The sequence below is a fragment of the Vibrio sp. YQ_11 genome (assembly GCF_043103065.1).
Lineage (GTDB): Bacteria > Pseudomonadota > Gammaproteobacteria > Enterobacterales > Vibrionaceae > Vibrio > Vibrio parahaemolyticus.
Genome location: NZ_JBICJM010000005.1, coordinates 175099 through 197986, shown reverse-complemented (window position 1 = coordinate 197986; position 22888 = coordinate 175099). Strand labels below are relative to the sequence as shown.

Annotated in this window: 17 protein-coding genes; 8 read left to right on the top strand and 9 right to left on the bottom strand. The window is 46.2% G+C overall.

All coding sequences use genetic code 11. The annotated features are described in order from the left end of the window. Positions 1 to 51: 51 nt before the first annotated feature. A complete protein-coding gene (locus ACF8EG_RS01400) occupies positions 52 to 1662 on the top strand; it encodes an alpha-amylase family glycosyl hydrolase (RefSeq protein ID WP_069505524.1) in 1611 nt (536 codons plus the stop codon). A 345-nt stretch (positions 1663 to 2007) separates the two neighbouring features. Further along, on the top strand, positions 2008 to 3624 hold the full coding sequence (locus ACF8EG_RS01395) for an endonuclease (protein WP_069505522.1): 1617 nt from the start codon (positions 2008 to 2010) through the stop codon (positions 3622 to 3624). Positions 3625 to 3737: 113 nt separating this feature from the next. On the opposite strand, the gene pulA is transcribed toward ACF8EG_RS01395, so the two are convergent. After that, entirely contained in the window at positions 3738 to 7727 is a 3990-nt protein-coding gene (pulA, locus tag ACF8EG_RS01390) for a pullulanase-type alpha-1,6-glucosidase (RefSeq protein ID WP_069505520.1), read from the bottom strand. 543 nt (positions 7728 to 8270) lie between these two features. Here pulA and ACF8EG_RS01385 point away from each other — a divergent pair. The 6 genes from ACF8EG_RS01385 to pdxY all read left to right on the top strand — a co-directional run bounded on the left by ACF8EG_RS01385 (position 8271) and on the right by pdxY (position 15881). After that, on the top strand, positions 8271 to 9467 hold the full coding sequence (locus tag ACF8EG_RS01385; protein ID WP_005499994.1) for a tetratricopeptide repeat protein: 1197 nt from the start codon (positions 8271 to 8273) through the stop codon (positions 9465 to 9467). 697 nt (positions 9468 to 10164) lie between these two features. Further along, complete coding sequence (locus tag ACF8EG_RS01380) at positions 10165 to 10611, top strand: helix-turn-helix transcriptional regulator (protein ID WP_005458369.1); 447 nt, start codon at positions 10165 to 10167, stop codon at positions 10609 to 10611. 410 nt (positions 10612 to 11021) lie between these two features. Continuing rightward, complete coding sequence (gene speF, locus ACF8EG_RS01375; RefSeq protein WP_011106546.1) at positions 11022 to 13202, top strand: ornithine decarboxylase SpeF; 2181 nt, start codon at positions 11022 to 11024, stop codon at positions 13200 to 13202. 61 nt (positions 13203 to 13263) lie between these two features. Then, positions 13264 to 14574 (top strand): putrescine-ornithine antiporter, encoded by a 1311-nt coding sequence (potE, locus tag ACF8EG_RS01370; protein WP_005374814.1) that lies wholly within the window; start codon positions 13264 to 13266, stop codon positions 14572 to 14574. A gap of 147 nt (positions 14575 to 14721) precedes the next feature. Beyond that, positions 14722 to 14910, top strand: coding sequence for an AbrB/MazE/SpoVT family DNA-binding domain-containing protein (locus ACF8EG_RS01365; RefSeq protein ID WP_005458312.1), 189 nt, complete (start codon positions 14722 to 14724; stop codon positions 14908 to 14910). 101 nt (positions 14911 to 15011) lie between these two features. Beyond that, positions 15012 to 15881, top strand: coding sequence for a pyridoxal kinase PdxY (gene pdxY, locus ACF8EG_RS01360; RefSeq protein WP_005499985.1), 870 nt, complete (start codon positions 15012 to 15014; stop codon positions 15879 to 15881). 48 nt (positions 15882 to 15929) lie between these two features. Here pdxY and ACF8EG_RS01355 read toward each other — a convergent pair whose 3' ends face one another. The 8 genes from ACF8EG_RS01355 to ACF8EG_RS01320 all read right to left on the bottom strand — a co-directional run bounded on the left by ACF8EG_RS01355 (position 15930) and on the right by ACF8EG_RS01320 (position 22744). Next, entirely contained in the window at positions 15930 to 16424 is a 495-nt protein-coding gene (locus tag ACF8EG_RS01355; RefSeq protein WP_053302374.1) for a hypothetical protein, read from the bottom strand. A 221-nt stretch (positions 16425 to 16645) separates the two neighbouring features. Then, a complete protein-coding gene (gene sstT, locus ACF8EG_RS01350; protein WP_005458382.1) occupies positions 16646 to 17863 on the bottom strand; it encodes a serine/threonine transporter SstT in 1218 nt (405 codons plus the stop codon). A 355-nt stretch (positions 17864 to 18218) separates the two neighbouring features. Then, a complete protein-coding gene (gene rsgA, locus ACF8EG_RS01345; protein ID WP_020838262.1) occupies positions 18219 to 19295 on the bottom strand; it encodes a ribosome small subunit-dependent GTPase A in 1077 nt (358 codons plus the stop codon). 313 nt (positions 19296 to 19608) lie between these two features. Further along, the gene (locus ACF8EG_RS01340; protein WP_005480175.1) at positions 19609 to 19905 is read right to left on the bottom strand and encodes a glucose PTS transporter subunit EIIB; all 297 of its coding nucleotides are present in this window, start codon (positions 19903 to 19905) and stop codon (positions 19609 to 19611) included. Positions 19906 to 20081: 176 nt separating this feature from the next. Further along, entirely contained in the window at positions 20082 to 20543 is a 462-nt protein-coding gene (locus ACF8EG_RS01335) for a copper chaperone PCu(A)C (protein WP_025523400.1), read from the bottom strand. Next, positions 20533 to 21147, bottom strand: a complete 615-nt coding sequence (locus ACF8EG_RS01330) for an SCO family protein (protein WP_015313653.1) — start codon at positions 21145 to 21147, stop codon at positions 20533 to 20535. Before ACF8EG_RS01330 ends, ACF8EG_RS01335 begins: the two co-directional genes overlap by 11 nt. Before the next feature lie 9 nt (positions 21148 to 21156). Continuing rightward, positions 21157 to 21582 carry a hypothetical protein gene (locus ACF8EG_RS01325; protein ID WP_069505518.1) on the bottom strand — a complete coding sequence of 142 codons (426 nt, stop codon included), beginning with the start codon at positions 21580 to 21582 and terminating at the stop codon, positions 21157 to 21159. Positions 21583 to 21826: 244 nt separating this feature from the next. Further along, on the bottom strand, positions 21827 to 22744 hold the full coding sequence (locus ACF8EG_RS01320) for a DUF368 domain-containing protein (RefSeq protein WP_023584490.1): 918 nt from the start codon (positions 22742 to 22744) through the stop codon (positions 21827 to 21829). Between the last annotated feature and the right edge of the window lie 144 nt (positions 22745 to 22888).

Genomic DNA, 22888 nt, shown 5'->3' with positions numbered 1-22888 from the left:
TTTTATTACTCAAATGTTTGTAGGTTATTTGAGTAAATTAGGGAGAGTAAAATGCGTAATGTTCTACGTAACCATCGCCTGTATCGATCGTTGCTTGCGTTAAGTGTGATGGGTGCTTTATCTGCGTGTAATTCTTCTGGTGGCGACAGTAATAGCAGCACGCCACTACCGGATACGAGTTATGCTTGCCAAGCCAATGTCATGGCGCAAAGTAACCAACTTCGTACTTATCAAATCATGGTAGAGAGTTTTGTTGATGGTGATGCAAGCATTGGTCACGGTACAGGTTATGGCACCAGCCATCACAATGGTGATTTGCAAGGGGTGATTGATTCACTCGATTACATCCAAGACTTAGGGATGAATGCGATTTGGTTGACGCCAGTTTTTGAGTCAGAAGCGATAGCAGGACAAGATCATTGGGCGGATCGTTTGGACGCTACCGGCTATTTTGCAACAGATTACTTTAAAATCGACCCCAAATTTGGTGACTTAGCGACCGCGAAAACTCTAGTCGAAGAAGCACACAAACGCGGTTTGTACGTATTTTTTGATGGCGTATTTGGCCACCATAAGAATGGTTTGATCAAACCCTCGCCTTCCGGCTTGTTGCCTTCAGGCTCAAGCAATCCCGTTGATTACCCAGCCAGTCTCGATTTCTACAAAGAGGTGGCGACGTATTGGATCAAAGAACTCAAGATTGATGGCTGGCGTTTAGATCAAGCCTATCAAGTTCCGACAGACGCTTGGACACAACTTCGTAAAGCTGTCGATGAAGCCTCGCAAGGCGTGACGTACACCAATAGCAAAGGCGAACAAGTGAATCCGTTGGGTTACATGGTGGCAGAGATTTGGAAAGGGGAGTCTGAGATTGCGAATGAGGCGTATGGATCGAACAGCGATCCAGCATTGTGCTCTGCGTTTGACTTCTCTATGCGCTATCGCATCGTTGAAACTTTGGCTGTGAATGAGAGTGGCGTGGGTGGTCGCGGTGTGGATTGGCTAGACAACGGCTACAGCACACACAACCAATATCCAACACATGCGCAGCCGAATTTGATGATCGGCAACCACGATTTAGTGCGCTTTGGTGACTTGTTGCAGCGCGGAAACTTGGCGGATGTGAATGATGCAGAATATTGGTTACGCCATAAAGCCGCGTTTGCCTTCCAAGCTGCCTACACTGGGCCAATCACGCTGTACTACGGCGATGAAATCGGGGATCAAGTGGATGGTTTTGCCGCAAAAGAAGACAACAACACCTGTGCTATTCAAGGTTTGTGCGATGATCACGTTGCGCGTAGCAGCGCGAAAATTGAAGGCGTGACGGCGACGCTTGATGCAAACCAAGCCGATCTCAAAGCTTATGTGACATCGCTGATGACAATGCGCGATACGCATCCCGCACTTTATCAGGGGTCACGCACGAATTTAGTTGCGAGTAACGGCAGTTATGTGGACTTGAAACAATCTGGTTCGGACAAAGTCTTGTTTGCGCTAAATACCTTAGAGAGTGCGAGAACCGTCATTCTTGCTCAGGAGAGTGTTGGCACAGGTGAGCTGGTGGATTTACTCACGAATGAAAAAATTGCTCCGAGCAATGGTCAATATCAACTTCCGATGTCGCCATTACAAGGGCGATTCTTTGCGGTAATTCCCTAAGGAATTATCCAGCATTGCCGCTCATCGGTTGAGCTGCACAGAACTTTTCTAATACACAAGCCAAGTGTTGTTGCTGACCCCCATAGGTGCACACTTGGCTTTTTTCGCTCTACTGCTCTCCTTTTTTCTCAACTTCTCAATGGTTTTTACCAAGGTGCGGATAACTGGCTACCTCGCGTTTTGTACAGGTATTTTGCTGTTAATCCGTACGATATTTGTGAGATAAGCTGCACATTAAAAAGCAAATTAACACTCGTGCAACGTAAAAGTGTGACTTACGGGTTATTTATGCCTAACTAATATGTTTATCGTGTGTGGGATTTACATAACTAATGGAAAAGTATAATGAAATCCATCACAGCTCCTCTTTGTCTCCTTGCTGCCGTTAGCTCTCCGCTCGCGTATAGCCAAATTCTTAATGGTGACTTTGAACAGTGGAATGGCAATGCACCTACGCAGTGGTCAGTGATTGACGCTGGCATCGCGGTGTCGCCAAGCAGCGAACAAATCAAATCGGGCGGCTTGGCTGCTCAAGTCGTCGTGAACACGGGTACCCAGAGCAACACCGACTTTTTGCAAACCATTAATGTGGAGCAAGGGAAAACCTATGCGTTCTCAGTCTCGGTGTATCACACTGAAGGGCATGTAAAAGCTCGATTGGTGGCAGACGGTTATCACGGCTACTCCAATCCGCAGCAAACGAATCAGTGGCAAGAACTCACACTCAATTACACCGCGACGACCACGAAAACCATCGATGTGGGATTGCGTTTTTATGATGAAGCGGGCTTTGACGGCTCAGAAGTGGTTTATGTCGATAACTTCCAACCGACCGAGACAAGCACGCAGCCTCCCGTAGAGAGCTGTAGTGATCACCAAGTGGTCTTGACTCTCACGACCGACAACTACGGCTCTGAAACCACTTGGACGCTGAAAAACAGCCAAGCCGAAGTACTGTTCTCTGGTCAGGGTTATGAGTCGGCAACCACCGTTGAAAAAAGCATGTGTTTAGCCGACGGTGACTACCAGTTCACCATTCAAGATGAGTATGGTGACGGCATTTGTTGTGGAAGTGGCGCGGGTTCGTACACGTTGATGGAAGGAGCCAAGACCCTTGCTTCTGGCGCTGAGTTCGCCAAAAGCGAAACCACTGATTTTACGTTAGGTGACACCACCACGACTCCACCAGTGGTTGATGGGTATTATCAAGCCGCGTCTGGCAAGACAGGCTACGCACTCAAAACGGCGTTGTTTAACATCATCAATAATCACTCCAGCCGTGGCTATTCAGCGATTTGGACTTTGGTAAAAGACGCAGATTTGGATAACTACTACGAGAAAGATGGCTCCATTCTTGATATGTATTCAGAGAAGCCTGCGGGCAACGATGCAGTGAGTTTCACGAAAGTAACCGACCAATGCGGTCAATACAGTCAAGAAGGGGATTGCTACAACCGTGAACACTCGTTCCCGAAAAGCTGGTTTGGTGGCAAAGTTGAACCAATGAACTCAGACGGTCACCATTTGTTTGCCACCGATGGTTATGTAAACGCCAAACGTAGCAACTGGCCATTTGGCGAAGTGGGCACCTCGACTTATGTTTCCAGCAATGGTTCTAAGCTAGGTCAAGCGAGCACAGCACTGGGTTATTCAGGCACCGTGTTTGAGCCGATTGATGAGTTTAAAGGCGATTTTGCGCGCGCGTATTTTTACATGGCAACCCGTTACGAGAACGTGATTGGCAATTGGGAGAACAACACTAGCAACTCTGACGCGGTGTTGGATGGTACCAGTACGAACGTATTTGAACCTTGGATGCTAAACATGCTGAAACGTTGGCACAAAAATGATCCTGTTAGCGCGAAAGAAATTCGTCGCAATGACTGGGTGTTTGAGTTCCAAGGGAACCGCAACCCGTTTATCGATCATCCTGAATTTGTTGAGCAAATTTGGGGAAATTAACGCGCAATTGGTTTCAACATTGCGAGTTAATCTCACGGCAGACCATTGAGAATAGGAAAGGGGAAGCATAATGCTTCCCCTTGTATTTACGGATGTTGTGAAAACTGGAGAACTCAGTTCTTCGTGACGGTTACGATTGGCGCTGACTTGTCAGCTGCATTGAAGTGGAAGTTGTAATTTCCTGCTTCTGCAATCGCAATTTTTAGGTTTGCACTACCGCCACCGACTTCCATCGTCAGTGCTTTACCAAGCTCAACACTGCCTTCGCCGCCGAAGTTGGTGTCTGCTGCCCAGTCTGCACTTGCAATCTTCATCTCGTAGCTACCCGCAGCTAGGTCAATGTCGAGCGAGTAAACATCATTGGCGACGTAGCTGAACTTCGCTGCTGAATCTTGCGCCGGAGTGTCCCAACTTGTGATGGTGCCACGTAGGTACAGTGCTGTTTCACCAAACGTTGGTGCATCCGCAGATTTGGTTACGGAAACCACAGGTTTTTCCACTTTCTCATCTTGAACGTATAGCGCGTTCAGTGTGAAGTTGTACTTGCCTGTTTCTGCGACGGTGAGTTTACAGTTTTCGTCTGCGCCTAGCTCCAGAGAGCCGCTGCCCACTGTTGCCACAGAACAACCGATGTTAGGATTTGCCCAACCTGTGTCTGCAAATTTGAACTCGTGGCTGCCTGCTTCAAGTACGCCTGTTACTGAGTACATGCCGTTGCCAATGAAAGTCATTGCCCAGTCGCTGTTGTCTGACCAATTGTTCATTGTGCCTTTCACGTAAACCACGGTTTCACCGAAAGGAGGAATGCTCGATACGTCTTTGTTGTCCGTATTGACTGGCAGCCCCGCACCTTGCGCGCCGTCTTGTGGCTGTACGAATACCGCAGTAGTCAGTGCTGGTACTGTAAAGGTTTCATTGGCGAAGCTTGCACCTTTCACGATGCCATCTGCAGAGTTTTGTTGAACTTCATGCAGCTCGAAACCTGTCGCGCCTTTCACGACAAATGATTTCTCTGTTGATGTTGAGTTCACCACAGCAACGATCGCATCGTATTTCGAATCCAAATCGGCACCTGCTGATTTACCATCGTCGATAGACATAACGATCAAGCCTTCCACTTGGTCTTTACCAACGTTGCGGAAGTCAACACGGTTCATGACTTCTTGAGCGGTATCTAAGCGGAACAGTTCACTTGAACTACGGATTTTTAGTAGTTCTAGGAATTGTTGTTTGGTTAGCTCAATGTCGGTTGCATCTGGCTTAGCTGTCGTGTCAGAAACGATCTTCTTGATCAGCTCCCAGTTTGCGCCGTCTTTGTCTTCACGAGGCAGACCTACGTTCCAGTTGTTGTCACTGCCGTCGAAGAAGACGCGGTTGAACCAGTCACCAGAATCGTAAGAGTCACGCTGCATCGATTTAGAACGCAGAAGCTCAGAACCCATGTGGATGAATGGGATACCTTGGCCAAGCATTACTGTTGATAGCGAGACAGATTGCATGCGTGCACGATCTGCAGAAGGAGTCGCAGTCGCAATCTTGTACGCGTTGTTATCCCACAGAGTTTGGTTATCGTGCTTAGACACGTACGAGATGTTTTCTGATGGCACTTTTGTGTAGCCTGCTGGCGCACCATTGTAATCAACGTACTTACCTAATTTTGTGTCGCCTTTGTAGTCTAGAAGAACGAAGTCAGCCAAGTTACCCGCCATGCCTAGACGAACCAAATCTTGGTTGTGTAGACGACCATTCACCGATTCTGCGTCCACTTTGGTTTCTTCATTCGCGTAAGCCGCGTTACCAAAACCTTGGTTGAAGCGAAGTGGGTGCTTACCTTCTGAATCGACACCGCCATCAAATGGGCTACCGCCACGAACAGCGTCACGCAGACGATCCGAGAACGTACCGATTTCAGTGCCAGCCATGTTTAGCTGAGTGGCTTGATCAAAACGAGCGTTGTTAGACACTTCACCGAAGTCCCAACCTTCACCGTAGAACAAGGTGTTTTCGTCAATCTTGCGGATTTGCTCAAGTGCGTAGACCATCACATCTTTTGGCTGGTGGCCCATTAAGTCGAAACGGAAACCGTCAACTTTGTAGTCGTCCGCCCACACTTTCAATGAGTCAACCATCAGTTTACCCATCATCAAGTTTTCTGTTGCAGTGTTGTCACAACAGGTTGAGTTTTCTACGCCGCCAGTGTTGACGTTAAGACGGTGGTAGTATCCTGGGACGATTTTATCTAGAACGGATTTGTCGTTAATGCCAGAGGCATTGGTGTGGTTGTACACCACGTCCATGATCAGCTTCAGCTTCATTTTGTGTGTTGCTTGCACCATTTCACGGAACTCAAGAATACGTTTTGAGCCGTTTGGATCGGTCGCGTAGCTGCCTTCTGGCACCGTGTAATGGAATGGGTCGTAACCCCAGTTGAAGCTGTCTAGCATGCGCAAATCGTTCATCAGTGCTTGCGCAGAACCGGTGGCTGGATCGTAGCTGTTCAGCACATCTTCAATCACTTTCCCGCCATCAACTTCGTCACAGACAGACGCTTCTGGTTTGATGCCACACAATTTACCTACGGTGTCAGTAATATCGACGCGGTTCGCCGCTTCTTCATCAACCGTAGCAATATCGAACGCTGGCAGGATGTGAAGCGTTGTTAAACCTGCGTCTTTTAGTGCTTGCAAGTGAGAGACCGATTCGCGGTCTGCTTCTGTGAGTGCTAAGTACTTACCGTTGTATTCTTTGGTGCCTTTTGTATCGTTAAAGCTGAAGTCACGAAGGTGTGATTCGTACAGTACGTGGTCTTCATCTTTTTTAACGGTTGGGCGTTCGTAGTCGCTCCAGCCTTGTGGCATCAAGCTTGGATCATCCAAATCGATCACTTGAGAGTACATCGAATTTTTCGACAAGCTCAGAGAGTATGGATCTGTGACCAAGCGAGTTTCGATGACGCCCGTTGTTGGGTGGTAAACTTTAACTTGGTAACGGTAGTATTTGTTGACGACGTTGCTTTGCGCTTCAGAAACCCAGATACCAGTTGCTGAATCTTCTTTCATCGCAACGGTTGTTTCTTCTTTCAGATTCTCGTCATAGATGATCAGAGCAACGTCTTGTGCTGTTGGCGCCCAAAGTTTGAAGGTTGCTGCGCCGCCTTCCACAATCGCACCGAGTTCTTGGCTAATTGCGTTACCTGCCTTGGAGTCGGCAAACACCGCATCCAAAACGCCCGGCTTTTGCACTTCAGTTGCAGAAATAACGTCGCCATTTGCGTTGTAAGCCACCATGACGATTTGTGATTTCAGAATCGTACGTAGGGTTGCATCGTCCACATCAATGCCAGCGGCTTGAAGGCTTGCAAGGTGGCGGAAACGAGATTTAAGACCGTCAGACAAATCGCCCGCTTTGGTCAGCTCAACAGCTGTACCGCCAGAGATTTGCTTGTCTTCATCCATTTTGATGTCGTTGGTCAAGCTGTAGAACAGCTTCATTGAATCAGCATTGGCTGCCGCTTCCCATGCGATAGTGTTGGCATCTAACCAATGCGCTTTTTGACCATCAATATCGACTGGACGTTCTTCGATTGGCTCGTAGTAAAGCTCGCTGCTGCCGTGGAAGCCAAATAGACCTTTAGATTCGCCAATTTTGGTCAGCTCCACTTTTGAGTTCGAGCTACCGAAGGCTTTCTCATCGCCTTTGTGCAGAATGAAGTTCATACATTCGTGCGGATCAGACGCATCTGGGTTCACTTTCAGTACGTAGTAAGCGCCGTAGGTGTCGTTGATGCCGTCGAATGGACGCGGTGCAGACCAGTCCGTACCTGTGCCGGCAATGCCCATGGCTTCTAAGTCGGTGCTGGTACAGCCTTCGCCGTTCCACAAGTGCAAGCCCCAACCTTCGTAGTCGCTTGCCGTTGATGCGGATGCAATATCGCGCTTGTAGTAAATGACAACCTCGTTCTCTCCCGCAGGGTATAGGCCAGAGCCTGGGTTCGTGGTGTCGTCGCTTGTGCTATCGCTGCCACAACCGCTGATGACCGCGATGGAAATCAAAGGCAGTACGGTTTTGGCAATCGTTGATAATTTGAATGTTTTATTGTCCACGTTTACAAATCCATTGTTATTGAATTGATATAACGGACGTGCGGTATTTCGTGGCTCTAAAGCTCGAAGCGCTACACGCCCTATTTGGGGCAAGATGCCGAAAAGGAAATGTTCAACTAGATGCTAATACACTGAATCATCAGCAAAATGTGAGAGCAGGCTGTTAAGTTTTTTACAAGTAAAAATTTTCTGTCACAGTTGATTTTGTTCACAAAATAAATAATAAAACGGTCGCATAGTGAGATATTCCGCACACCATCAAAATGTAAATTTTTATAGGAGGAGTAAGGGGGGATGATAGGGGAGGAGAATGTCTCAGCCCCAAAACTGTGATTAACTTCTATAAAAAATGGGGTGATATTTCGCCTTTAAAAATAAGTTACGCTGATATTGAATAAAATAACGCCAACAGACACTTAGAAGCTTCAGATTTTGCGGTAATGGTCGTTATATAATAAAGGCTGTCGATATTGGTCGGCATGTGATTTTCAAGACTCCCCGGTAGGGAGTTCATTTGGGCCCTGACTAAAAAAGAGGCTATCTATGAGTAGTATGGGCATTGCCATTGCGGCAACTGGCCTTTCACTCGTCCTGATATTTGTTTGGATGATCTCATTGTCGATGCGAAGGCAACGGCTGGAGACCGAGAGGAAAGCGCGTGAAGCTGCGTATCGCAAAGCGATGCAAAAGGCGCGCGAGCAAGAACGCAAAGAGCGTGAGTTTAAAGCAGAAACTGGCCACATCCCGACGATTTTGTTTTTAGCGAAAGAAGCTGAGCGGGACAACGTTCGACAAGCGCTGTATTGGTACGACAAAGCGGCGAAGTTGGATAACGTGACAGGCATGTACGGCATTGTGCGCCTGAGTGAGCGAATGCGAGAAGATGTGATCTTAAAAGAGCAAGCGAACTTCTGGCGAACTGCCATCGCGGGCATGGAAGGTGATATTGAAGCGAAGTTCACGACAGGTAAAGCACTGGTGTTTGGTCGAGGGGTAGAGAAGAACATCCCGAAAGGCCATCAACTCATCGAGACGGCGGCCGAAGAAGGTTGCGTTGCTGCGATGCTTTACATGGGAGAGTGGCAGCTCTCGCCTGAAAATACTTCAGGCCATAAAGCCGATGCGCTTTACTGGTTTATGAAAGCGGCAGAAAAAGACAGTGCAGAAGGCAAAATTCAAGTCGGCTTGTGTTATCTAAACGGCATTGGTGCAGACAAGAGCATGGTGAAAGGTTGCTATTGGCTGGAACGTGCTGCTGAGGGCGGCAGCGCAGAAGCGATGTACCATGCAGGCGAAGCATGGAAAGACAGAGGAAAAACAGGCAATGCGATTGCGTATGTTTGGTTGTTTCTTTCTGCCAATATGGGTTATCAACCAGCTCGCGTCCTTCGTGATGAAGTCGCGGCGAACATAGGTGTGGATGTGGTGGTTGGACTTCAATCCATTGCGAAGCCTCTGCAAAGAAAGCTCGCATCTGGCATGGTGAAAAAGCACTCGATCATTCGTGCGCTGAACAAGGTGTACAAACGTGACGTATATTTCCCTGGCGAAGAAGAGCTTAACGAAGTGTTAAGTGACGAGCACAAATCTGGGGCGAATACGTGGGAAGAGACGACGGAGCTAAACTTCGAACCGGATATGACAACGGTCACAACAGAAGATCAATCAGCGAAACCGCCTGAGCAGAAAACGCCTTCCAAAGATGTGCTCGATTTTACGCAGAATTTTTTACAACCTTAATCTTCGAAGAGCCTCAGTAATGAGGCTTTTTTATTGCCTGATAACAGCTACTGGCAAGCGCCTCTAGGCGATGCCACCCTCTCTCTTCCCATCCCTGTTTTTACAAGAATCTCTATATAGAGACGAGTACACCGTTTTTAAGACATTTGCGTGTTTTCTCTTCGCATCGAGTCCTGAATCCCGATGTTCGCTTCTATATGTACCAACGTTGCAAACATGGCCAAGCTGTCATGGTTGAGTGTTGCGAAGATCTTAATTTATTCATTTGCATATTATTTATTCGATTTCTCAACAGATTTTGTACGTTTAGTTCAGACTTTCTAGTGAAACCTAAAAATGGAGGGGAATCCCCCCTGTTTCAGAGATGGTTATTAAGCTCAAATCAAACATTTCCAATATCTAATTAACTAGAATTGGAAATTAATTTCGTGGCTATAAATAAAAGGCTAAAAAATACACTCATTACTTTATCTAATAATATTAATTAAAATTTGTACCTCTAAATCTAAATTTCTATTTTTGGTTTAAGATTTGATTTGTTGATTTTATTCTTAATTAGGCGCAAGATAATAAGCAAATAAAAATAGCGCATACTATGCGTATAAAAACATTCGGAAGTAACTTTTTCATTACATGTTTCAACAGAAAATGGAGCATATTCCATTTGCTCTGTTTTATTTCTATTAGAGATTTGTGTATGTTGAGAATCATTAGTGCAGATAAGTTCATCTCTTCAAGGTTCATCTTGGAATACAGCAAAGCGGAGTTTGCGTCTTTGTTGGGAGTTTCCGTAGCTAAGATAACCAATATTGAAAGTGGCAAATCTTCGATTCCCCCGGTGTACGACTACGCCATCAATCATTTACTCAGTGAGCATCCGTTCAAGGAAAGCGCAGTGGAAGCCCTTTGCTCTCATGAGACTCTTAACTTTGCCCGACGCATAGATGTGAACTCTAAGGTGCAACGCTTGTCCTGTAAGCGTTGCGATAGCCGTAGACTGCACGTTATGGCAGGAATGAGTGGGCTGTACTTTGTCGAGTGCATGGATTGTAAGCATACCATGTACTCGTCTGGTATTGCGGTAAAACGCTATCAACAATGGTCCAACAATGGCGTAAAGCTAGATAGTCATTTATTTAATTGAATTGTGTTTCCTTTGCACCTAAAGTAAAAAGCCATCAATACATGTGTTGATGGCTTTTTTATTATGTGTTTAAATTTGGTTAAAATTAAAATATTTATTATCCCTAATAATATAGTCCTAATAATTATATAGTGATAGAAATCTCAAAAATTTATTTTCTTGATATTTTATTTCTAACAACAATGGCTGTGGTCACACAATTTTTAATTATTTTTCCTTTTAAGCCTGGTTTCAATATCATTGGGCTATCAATTGGAAAGTGATGAAGATCGCGAAATTTTAATTCGAGAAAATAAGACTTTTAAATATGAAAATTTAATCACGAAATTTGTTTTTTGAATTTTAAATATCGTTTTCGTTTGTAATATCTGTACCTGTCAATTTTAAAGAACAAAAAAGAGATATTCCAAATGAAACGTTTAATTATAGGTGTTAGTAATTACATGCCAGAAGACTTCAGTTTATTAGCTGAATCTTTAGATGAACAATTTAATCGTCATTTACAACCTTTAGAGCAAGTTGAATTAACCGACGTTGGTGCGGCTATTATTACTTCAGCAGACATTAAAGCAGGTCTGCATAAAATGATTTCTGAAACGGGTTACGGTATTCCAGTTTTCTTAGTAACGGATGAAAACCCAGTTTCGGCAGAAGATTACGTTTGGCTAACTGGCGTTATCGATTTAGAAAGACAATCTATTGAGTACTACTGTCGTCAAATCAACGAAGCAGTAACCAAGTACGAATGTCGTCTGCTTCCTCCTTTCTTCAAGCAATTAACGCACTATGTTGAGATGGGTAACTCAGCGTTTGACTGTCCGGGACACCAAGGTGGTCAGTTCTTCAAAAAACACCCAGCTGGTAAACAATTCTACGATTTCTTCGGCGAAAACCTGTTCCGTAGTGACTTGTGTAACGCGGACGTGGATTTAGGTGACTTGCTGATCCACGAAGGTTCTGCACACCAAGCGCAAGCGCACGCTGCAAAAGTATTTAACGCGGACAAAACTTACTTCGTACTCAACGGTACTTCTGCTTCAAACAAAGTGGTGTGTAACGCGCTAGTAACTGAAGGTGATTTGGTACTGTTCGACCGTAACAACCACAAATCGAACCACCACGGTGCGTTAATCCAAGCGGGTGGTATGCCAGTTTACTTAGAAACGGCGCGTAACCCTTGGGGCTTCATCGGTGGTATGGATGAGCACTGTTTCGATGAAGAATACATTCGTGCTCAAATCGCGAAAGTGGATCCAGAACGTGCACGTGATGAACGTCCTTTCCGTCTTGCTATCATCCAGCTTGGTACTTACGACGGTACTATCTACAATGCTCGCTACGTGATGGATAAGATCGGTCATCTTTGTGACTACATCCTGTTTGACTCTGCGTGGGTTGGTTATGAGCAGTTCATCCCTATGATGAAAGACTGTTCACCACTGCTGCTGGATTTGAAACCAGAAGACGCAGGTGTGATCGTGACTCAATCTGTTCACAAACAACAAGCTGGCTTCTCTCAAACATCGCAAATCCACAAAAAAGACCGCCATATCAAAGGTCAAGCTCGTTACTGTAACCACAAACGCTTTAACAACGCGTTTATGATGCACGCATCGACTTCACCATTCTACGCACTGTTCTCTGCGCTTGATGTGAACGCGAAGATCCACGATGGCGAAGCAGGTCTGCGTTTATGGCGCGATGCGGTTAAGACTGGTATCGAAGCGCGTAAAGAAATCCTTAAGAGTTGTGAATTGATTCGTCCGTTCATTCCAGACGAAGTTGAAGGTCAACCTTGGGGCAGCTACGACACTGACGTGATCGCAACGAACAAGAAATTCTTCATGTTTGAGCCAAACGCAAGCTGGCACAAATTTGAAGGTTACGGTGAAGGTCAATACTTCGTTGACCCATGTAAATTGTTGCTAACTACTGCGGGTATTGCAGAAGATGGCAGCTACGCAGATTTCGGTATTCCTGCAACGCTATTGGCGAACTTCCTTCGTGAAAACGGCATCATCCCTGAGAAGTGTGACTTGAACTCTATCTTGTTCCTACTCACCCCTGCGGAAGATATGGGTAAGATCCGTCACCTTGTGGCTCAAATTAACCGATTCGAAAAATTCATCCGTGATGATGCGCCTCTAAGTATCGTACTTCCAAGCGTCTACGAAGCGAATAAAGAACGCTACCGTGGCTACACCATCCGTCAGCTATGTCAGGAAATGCATGACATGTACAAAGAGCTGAACGTGAAACAGCTACAAAAAGCGATGTTCCGCAGTGAGTACTTCCCACAAATGGTTCACAAACCAGACGTGGCAACACGCAAATACTTCCGTGGTGAATGCGATTACCTACCACTTAAAGAGGCCGTTGGTCGCGTAGCCGCTGAGGGTGCACTTCCTTACCCTCCAGGCATCATCTGTGTGATCACTGGTGAAATCTGGACCCCACACGTGGTGGATTACTTCCTATCTCTAGAAGAAGGTATTAACCGCTTCCCAGGCTTCGCGCCAGAAATTCAAGGTGTGTACCTTGAAGATGTTAACGGTCGCACTACCGCACATTGTTATGTCCTAAAAGATTAATCTACCCGTTCGCACCACGCTCCGGCGTCGGTGCGAACCGCTTATTCGTGGAGAATAATTTATGAGTACTGAAACTAAAAAAATGTCGGTGGTGCAGTTAACCATTCTGACATTCATCAACATGGCTGGCTCCGGTATCATCATGCTGCCAAGTAAACTGGCGCAAGTGGGCACCATTTCTGTGTTGTCTTGGCTGATCACGGCGGCGGGCTCTTTGGCGTTGGCTTACGTGTTCGCAAAATGTGGTCGCTTTAGTAAACGTGACGGCGGTATGAACGGTTACGCGTCTTATGCATTCGGTAAATCGGGTGCATTTATGGCGGGCTGGACTTACGGTTTGTCGCTCCTTATTGCGAACATTGCGATCGCGATTACTTGTGTGGGTTACGGCTCCGCATTCTTTGAAGTGACCCTATCTCCGGTCGAAACCTGTTTGTACACTATCGCCATTCTTTGGATTTGTACTTTCGCTAACTTCGGTGGCGCGAAAATCACAGGTCAAATTGGTACATTCACCGTGTGGGGTGTAATCCTACCAGTGTGTTCATTGGGTATTGTTGGTTGGTTCTGGTTTAACCCAACCATGTACATTGAAGCTTGGAACCCACACAGCTTGCCATTTGGTGAGGCAGTGAGTGCTTCTATTGCGATGACGCTATGGGCATTCCTTGGTCTTGAATCAGCTTGTGCGAACTCTGAAGCGGTAGAAAACCCAGAGAAGAACGTACCAATCGCAGTGCTAGGCGGTACGCTAATCGCGGCTGTGGTTTACATTGTATCGACAAACATCTGTTCTGGTATCGTTGCAAACTCTGAGCTTGCTGCATCTACAGCGCCATTCTCAACCGTATGGACAGTGATGCTAGGTTCAGCCGCTGGTAAAGTGGTTGCGGGTATGGCGGTATTGGCTTGTGCGGGCTCTCTATTGGGTTGGCAATTCACTATCGCTTCAGTGTTCAAATCGTCTTCTGATGCTGGCTTCTTCCCTAAATTGTTCTCTCAAGTGGACAAACGTGGTACGCCAATCAAAGGTATGATCGCGATTACTATTATCCAATCTGTATTGTCTCTAATGACGATCTCTCCAACGCTGAACGAGCAGTTCGAAGCGCTGGTTAACCTAGCGGTAGTAACAAACGTTATTCCTTACATTCTATGTATGGGCGCAATCTTTATCATGCAGCAAGTGGCGCACGTACCGGAGCGCGAGATGAAAACCACCAACGTTATTGCTCTGATTGGTTCTCTATACAGCTTCTACGCGCTATACGGCTCCGGCTACGAAGCGATGATGTGGGGCTCTATCGTAACCTTCCTAGGCTGGAGTGCTTACGGTCTGATTGCTGCGAAGCATGAGCCTTTAGCAAATTAAAAAATAATACTGAAAGAGCCTTCCCAAACGCGGTGTGGAAGGCTCTTTGTTTTTAGGCATTTACGCCAAATCCAAGTCAGCTCAATGTATTTGAGGCTAGACATCCAATGACGTGAAAACTCATTTTCGACATTTGGAGGACGAAAGATGATAAGTCAACCTGTTAAAATCGGTGACGATACCGCCGTAGTCATTCCAAGCGCAATCCTGGCTCAGCTCGGGATAAGGGAAGGAGATACCCTAGAAATCGCACTGAATAAAGACAAAATGGAAATTAAGAAAATGGTGTTGAAAACCAGCACTCCAACTTACTCTGAAGATATTGAGGAGAATTGAGTTAGAGAATCTTGGTTTGTCGGATACACTACTGGTTTCGCAAAACTGGCGCTTGCCGCTGTCTTTGAACTATCGATAACAACAATAAGAGGTAAGGTACTATGCAAGGTATCCTCTCTATACAATCTCATGTTTCTTTTGGTCATGCTGGTAACAGCAGTGCCGTTTTCCCAATGCAACGCATGGGTTTCGAAGTATGGCCGATTCATACCGTTCAATTTTCTAACCACACTCAGTATCAAGAAGGTTGGACTGGGCGAGCGTTTGCGGCTGAAGACATCAGCGAGTTAGTTCGTGGTCTTGGAAACATCGGTGCATTGGAAAAATGCCAAGCGGTGTTGACCGGCTACCAAGGCAGCGCAGAGCAGTGCCTTGCTGTTGAAGATACTGTGACGAAAGTGAAACAAGCGAATCCGAACGCACTTTATGTTTGCGACCCTGTGATGGGCGCGCCAGACAAAGGCTGCATTGTGGCTCCGGGTATTGCTGAAAATCTTCTGACTCGTTTGATGCCAATGGCGGACGTGATCGTTCCGAACCAATTCGAGCTGAGTCAATTTGCTGAGATGGAAATCCACTCACTAGACGATGCGATCACCGCATGCCAACGTGCGCTAGCGAAAGGTCCAAAAGTTGTGCTAGTTAAGCATCTTTACTGCCTAGAAAATGGCAGCTTTAACATGCTACTGGCTACGCAAGAAGGCATTTACCTTGCGAAGCGTCCTCAATTTGAGTTTGCTAAACAACCTGTTGGCGTGGGTGACCTTATCTCGGCGATCTTCACTTCAGGATTGCTGAAAGGTTGGTCTCCTAAACAAGCTTTCCAACATTGTCACGACGCGTGTTACGGGGTGTTAAGCGCCACTTACCATGCAGGCGAATGGGAACTGCAAACCATCGCAGCGCAGCAAGAGTTTGTTGAACCAAGCAAACACTTCCCAATTGAAGAAGTGGAACTAGAAATGGCGTAACGCTATTTTCGAACACAAAAAGGAGCCCGGCGGCTCCTTTTTTGATCGCTAACATTGGGACGTATCGACTTTAAAACTGTGTCCGTCTTTTCCTGCGCCTTCCAACCGGTAATAGGCGTAGCATTTGCCTTGCATCAAAGCTTCTGGCGAGTCACTAGGGCCGTAGCCGACTATCGAATAAGTGTTGTTTTCAATGAACACCAAGTTCGCTTGCTTCATTTCGTCTGAGATCGTCATGTTGTCGAAAAAGCCAAGGTGTTCGCCACATTCGCTTTGCGTTTCTGGGTAGCCGTTGTAAAACTCTTGATAGCCCACAGCCGTCAGGACACATTGGTTTGCGCCATTCTCTTGGTTGAACGCTTTCGCATTGGCGTTGAGAATGGAGACGTAGTACTGCATGTCGGCAAACAAAACTTGAATGGCAGCAGAGCGGGCGTCGGACGTGCGCTGATTCGAATGGTGGAGTGCATAAGCAGAGATTCCGCTTAGTAAAACAGCAGCGAACAACCACTCTTTCAATGAGAAACTAGACAACCATCTCATTCGTTTGCCCTTAAATTAAATCGACCATTCATACAATGGGGTGGCATTTTACGCATCGAATCTCGAAAGTTTAAGGGTAAATCCCGTGTTTCAGAAAAAACCGACAGAAAGTTTATTGGTGATCAATAAGTGACACCGAATGCATATTCTGTCGACAATAAATTATCGACAACGAAAAAGGGGAGCCAACAGGCTCCCCTTTCTATTATTCAATGTTTATCTTACTGGCTTTTTTGCTGTTCTGAACGGCAAACAGCAGCGGTAAAGATAACGTCTGTTGAACTGTTTAGCGCTGTTTCAGCAGAGTCTTGAATCACACCGATGATGAAACCAACCGCTACCACCTGCATTGCTACGTCGTTTGAGATGCCAAACAAACCACACGCTAGAGGGATAAGCAGTAGAGAACCGCCCGCAACACCAGAAGCGCCACATGCAGAAACCGCCGCGACAACACTTAGAAGTAGCGCTGTCATCAGGTCAACTTCAATACCCATTGTGTGCACTGCAGCCAGCGTTAGCGTTGTAATAGTGATTGCTGCACCAGCCATGTTGATGGTTGCACCCAGAGGGATAGATACTGAGTAAGTGTCTTCGTCTAAGTCTAACTTCTCACATAGCGCCATGTTTACTGGGATGTTCGCTGCACTTGAGCGAGTGAAGAATGCTGTTACGCCACTTTCACGTAGACATTGGAATACCAATGGGTACGGGTTTTGTTTGGTTTTGAAGAATACGATCGCTGGGTTTACTACTAGCGCGATAATCATCATTGCGCCAAGTAGAACCGCAAGAAGGTGAGCGTAGCTTGCTAGCGCGCTGAAACCCGTTGTCGCGAAAGTTGAAGCAACCAGACCAAAGATACCAAATGGTGCAAGACGGATGATGAAGCGAACAATGTGAGAAACACTGTGGCTTAGGTCTTCAAATACCGCTTTCGTTGTTGCTGATGCGTGGTGAAGTGCAAGGCCAAGACCCACACCCCAAGCAAGAATACCGATGTAGTTCGCTTCTACAAGTGCGTTTACTGGGTTATCAACCAGTTTAAACAGCAAGGTACGTAGGATTTCTGCAATACCTTGAGGAGGCGTTGCACCTTCAGCGCCGGTTACAAGCGTTAGATGGGTCGGGAAAAGGAAGCTTAGAACCACGGCTGCAAGCGCTGCGAAGAACGTACCCATTAGGTACAAAACAACGATTGGGCGCATGTAAGTGTGTTGGTTTTTCTTTTGGTTCGCGATTGAAGCGGCAACCAAAATAAACACTAGGATCGGTGCGATGGCTTTAAGAGCGCCTACAAAAAGGCTACCAATCAGTCCAACGCTTTCAGCATGGCTTGGTGAAACTGTTGCGAGCAAAATACCAAAGACAATACCGACAAGGATCTGGAGAACGAGGTTACCGCGAGCATATCGGGCAACGAGGCTGTTGTGTTGCATACGTCATTCCTGCAATTTTATGTCAGAGCGGCAGGGCAATAGCCAAACATTACACGGCGATAATGCCCTTGATGAACAAGGAATGAGCATTGCTTCTGTGCGCTAAGAACATGATTATCAATTATCCTGTTTTTATAAATTCAGCCATTTTCTTGCTGAATATCACATATCTTAGCTTGGTAATATTTTGTGTCTAGTTTTAGTTTGTTTTTGGATTAAATGTTTGCTCAATGTTATCTAAACGAGATTTTTATGTTGAAAAATCTCGTTGGTTATGAGTAATGGTTTTTAATAAAGTTATTAAAAAGGAGACGAAAGTCTCCTTTGAATTTATTGACAACTCAAATCTAACAACTCAGTAACTTTGCTGACGTTTGCGTTTATCACTCATCACATTGCGAGTGAGTTTGCCAAATTGTCGGCTCTGAGCTCGTTGCTCTGCTAAGGTCGCGCCATTAAAGGCTTGTTCTCGCAGCAGCTTTTGATAATTGTTGAAACGGCGAACTTCAAGAGAGCCATTTTCAATGGCCGCTTGAACGGCACAACCTGGCTCGGTTTGGTGTTTACAGTCACCAAATCGACAATGCTCGGCAAGCGCTTCAACGTCAGCAAAGGCTTCGCTGACACCAGCTTCGCAATCGACGAGTTGGATTTCTCGCATTCCTGGAGTATCGATCAAAATCCCGCCCGCAGGTAATAGGTGAATCGAGCGCGAGGTCGTTGTATGGCGTCCTTTGCTGTCGTCTTCACGGATATACCCTGTCGATTGTTCTTGTTGACCAAGTAACGCGTTGACCAGCGTTGACTTACCCACCCCTGATGAACCGATAAAAGCAACGGTTTGCCCCTCATTACACCAGCTCATGAGCTTAGAGGTACTTTCTGCATCTAAGCCGTTGACCGTCTCAATGACTAGCAGAGGGTCTAGCTTCTGTACTAGGCTTTTGAGTTCATCGACGTCGTCGCACAAATCGGCTTTGGAAAGCACGATAACGGGCTCGACGTCAGCTTCGTGAACTAAGGCTAAGTAACGTTCAATACGGCTTAAGTTGAAATCGTGATTGAGTGAGCAGACGATAAACACCGTATCGACATTGGCCGCGATGAGTTGCTCTGCCACTTTGCTGCCCGCCGCTTTGCGGCTAAAGAGGCTCAAGCGATCCAGTAAGCGAACAAATTGCTGATCTTCATTTAAGATCACCCAGTCTCCGACGGTCATATTGGGCAGAGAGTGGTGGACATTAAGGTGAACTTGCCCTGCTTCTGTTGCCAATAAATAACCACTTCGGTGATGCGCGATCACGCGTGCAAAGATCGTATTGTCGTAGTCGTCTAGTGTCAGTTGTTGCTGAAAAAATGGTTTCCAACCCAATCGTTTTAATGGGTTTGAAGTAGAAATTAATGTGTCACAAAAAGTATGTGTTTGATTCATTGTTGAATTATCCCAGACGCAACAAAGCGCCTTAATACAAATCGCATTAGGGTCTAATTCGGATAGAGTTGACCCCGGTGAAGACCGGGCAGAGAAGGGGAGTTGTGGCTATGCCACAGAGTTGGTGCGGTTAGGTTTACCCTTGCGATGCCCAGTTAGTGCTATTCAATACAATCATCATGTGTCCTCTTTGTTAGTTGATACGTTGGTGAGTTCATTCTTTGGTTAATGAAACGAGGAGAGTATAGCTGCCCTTTTTATTTGTGGGTAGCAAAATCACCGCTTAGTTTGCTAGGAGAGTTGCTACGAGCGCCTAGCTTGTCATTCGTTCTTCCATGATCTGCGAATACGTGTTGGCTTTCAAACCGTATATGATTTGGATATGACGTTCATCCAACACAACAACACCATGAGCGCCATGTTTCTTTAAAGCCTCTTTATCTACGACAGCAGTAGAGCGCAGCGTGAGTCTTAGCCGCGTTGCACACGCCCCGGTTTCCACCACGTTATCGAGGCCACCAATTGCGGCAATAATGGTGTCCACGTCTTGCTCGACATTTGGATTGGTTTGAGTCAAAAAACTGAAAACGCGTTTGAGAGCTTGAAACATAAAAAGTTATCTCGGGAACAGGGTTAGATGCGGAAACAAGGAAATAGAGTTATAGCGAAGAGGGAGGTGTGTTGTATGGGGCATAAAGCACAGATTTACATTTTTAAATAAAATCGCCATTGCGCTGCGAGAGAGCGAATAAAACAAAGGCTCCTAATGAGGAGCCTAATTCGATTTTAGTGGGCTGTATGTTTCATCCCTGCCATCACTTTTTTCACTGGCGCGTTAAAGCTCTGCTTTTGGCCGTTATCGTAAGTCACGGTTACTTCGATTTCATCCCCTTCATTGAGCGGCGTTTTCAAATCAAACAGCATGATGTGTAAGCTGCCTGGTTTTAGCTCGGTGGTCTCTTTTGCGCCTAGCGTGATGCGGTCGATTTGGCGCATTTTCATCACATCGCCGTCTTTAATGACATCGTGCAATTCAACCTTGCCCGCTGCTGGCGTTTCTGCGGCAACGATATTGATGTCGTCTTGGCTGCGGTTGGCAAAGGTTGCGAAGACGGCGCTGGTGGTTGCACCCGGAGCCATAGCACGCGCATACGGTTCGTGTGCCATGACATCGAGCTTAGCCTGAGCTAAAGGGCTGAGCAGTAATGCCCCCAAAGCCAATGTTTTAAACAGTTGATTAGCCTTCATTCGAGCCTTCCTTAGTGGTGAGTTTTGAAATTGCTTCAACAATCGGCGCAGGCGTTAGCGTGTGTGGCACTTTGGTGATCAACGTGCCGTCCGGTTTGAGGAAGTAGAAGTAAGAGCTGTGGTCAAGGGTGTACTTCAGCTCCGAGCCTTCTAATTCGGTTTTACGGAAAATAACGCCGTAGCGGTGAGCAAGTGGTGTCGTGATGTCCAACGGCGCAGATAGACCTTCAATCATAGGGTGGAAGTAGTGCGCATATTTTGCGGACGCGTCTGCTTCATCACGTTCTGGATCGAGAGAGATAAACATCGGGCGCAGCTGCGCTTTTTGCTCATCGCTGATTTGATTTAGTGCACCTGCCAGCATCGCGAGCGATGTTGGGCAGACATCAGGGCAACGAGTAAAACCGAAATACACAATACGAATACGAGGGTCGTTCACATCAAAGACGTTGACTGGTTGATTGTTTTCGCCAAACAACACGCTTTGTTCTGATGAGGCTGTTTTTGAAACGTCTGCGGGTTTATCTAGGCTGTCTAAATAGGTTTTAGTACCGAAACCCAGTACGAATGCGACTACGAGAAAGAGAGACCAATTGCGGCTCATAATGATTCCTTATCTTTGCATTTTGATGGCGGGATAGATGGTGGACTGTCCGTCGGTCAGTTCTCCGACCCACGTCATCGATTCTTGAGTGCAAACGGGCAACACGACTTCGCCAGAGTATTTTCCAGGTGCTATTTTCTTGAGGAGAAACTTCGGCTCGCCCATTTCCATTTCTCTTCCTGAAAGGCTCAGAACCAATTGCTCTGCGTCACTTTTGTTCCACTCGACATCGAATTTAGCAGGAATAAGGGGCTGAGCATTATCGACATTGAGTGTCATAGTGGCACCTTGTTGGACACATGCCGTTGTCGAGAGCAGGCAGTACTCATCAAGTGGTTTGACTATCGAGGAAGAAGAGAAACTCTTGAGCAGCGTCGGGGCGTAGAATCCCGCAACGAGTGCGACCGCAATGGCGGCAATTTTTAACACTTTCATTAAAGTTCAGCATTTATCACTTAACATTAACCGCATCGTAGCACATATGTGTAACTCGCCAAGGCGTCTCCTCGACAATTTGTGCGTTATACCTAAATGATTTTGAGATGAATGAGTTAACGACTCATTGTGAGTCGGACTTGGGTTGAGAGCGTGTGCCGAACCACCGGATTGTCGGCTTTTTCTACACCCTAAAACAAAAACGGAGCCAATGGCTCCGTTTTCTATGAATGTGCTGCGCGGTTTATTTGTCAGAGTCTGCGAACTTTTCGAGACCTAAAACTAACGCGATAGCAACCAGCATCATTACGACTGCAATCACTAACTGCGATGGTTGAGAGGTAATGTGTTCGAATTCAAATGGAGACAAGTTGTGTTGTAGTAACGGTACTTGTTCGCCTTTCGAGTTCGTACGCCATGTTAGGGTTTCTTTCCAAGGCCAGATTTTAGGTAGTGTACCGATCATCAAACCAGTTAAGAACATCAGCGTGAAGTCGCGGAACTTGCGCAGTAACCACGAGAGCAGATGAGAGAAAGAAAGTAGGCCAATCACGCAGCCCGATAAAAATAGCGCCAACGTATCCACTTGGAAGCCTTTTACGGCCGCAAGTACCGGAGTATACATACCGATCAGTAGCAGGATGAAGCTGCCTGAGATACCAGGGAGGATCATCGCACAAATCGCGATCGCACCTGCAATCAGCGTATTAATAGCGGTAGGTTCAAGATGCAGTGGTTTCAGCACCGTAATGCTATACGCAAAGCCGACGCCCAGTAGAAGAGTCACGAAACGAATCGCATCGCGTTTCTCTACCTGACGGAGGATGTGATACACAGAGACCAAAATGAGGCCGAAGAAGAACGACCAAATAGGGATCGGATGAGTGTCTAGCAGCCATGTGATCAACTTCGCTAAGGTTGCAATGCTCGACAAGATGCCAGCAAACAGAGCAATAAGGAAAAAGCCGTTAATATGATTGAATGCGGCTTTAAAACCGTCTTTTCGCCAGATAGAGAAAAGAGACGGGTTAATACGACGAATGCTTTCAAGCAGTGTATCGTAAATGCCAGTTATGAATGCGATAGTACCGCCCGACACGCCAGGGACAACGTCGGCTGCACCCATGGCTATTCCTTTGAAGAAAGTAATTAGATAGTTCATTTCTTTAGTGCTAAGTCATGTAGTTGGCACAGAGTATACAAAGATTGTTGCGAAAAAAGTATGAAATAGTGTCGTAGTTAATATTTGAGTGGTTGCTTATGAATCAATCCCAGGAAAAGGCGAGAACAGCGAACTTTCAACTCG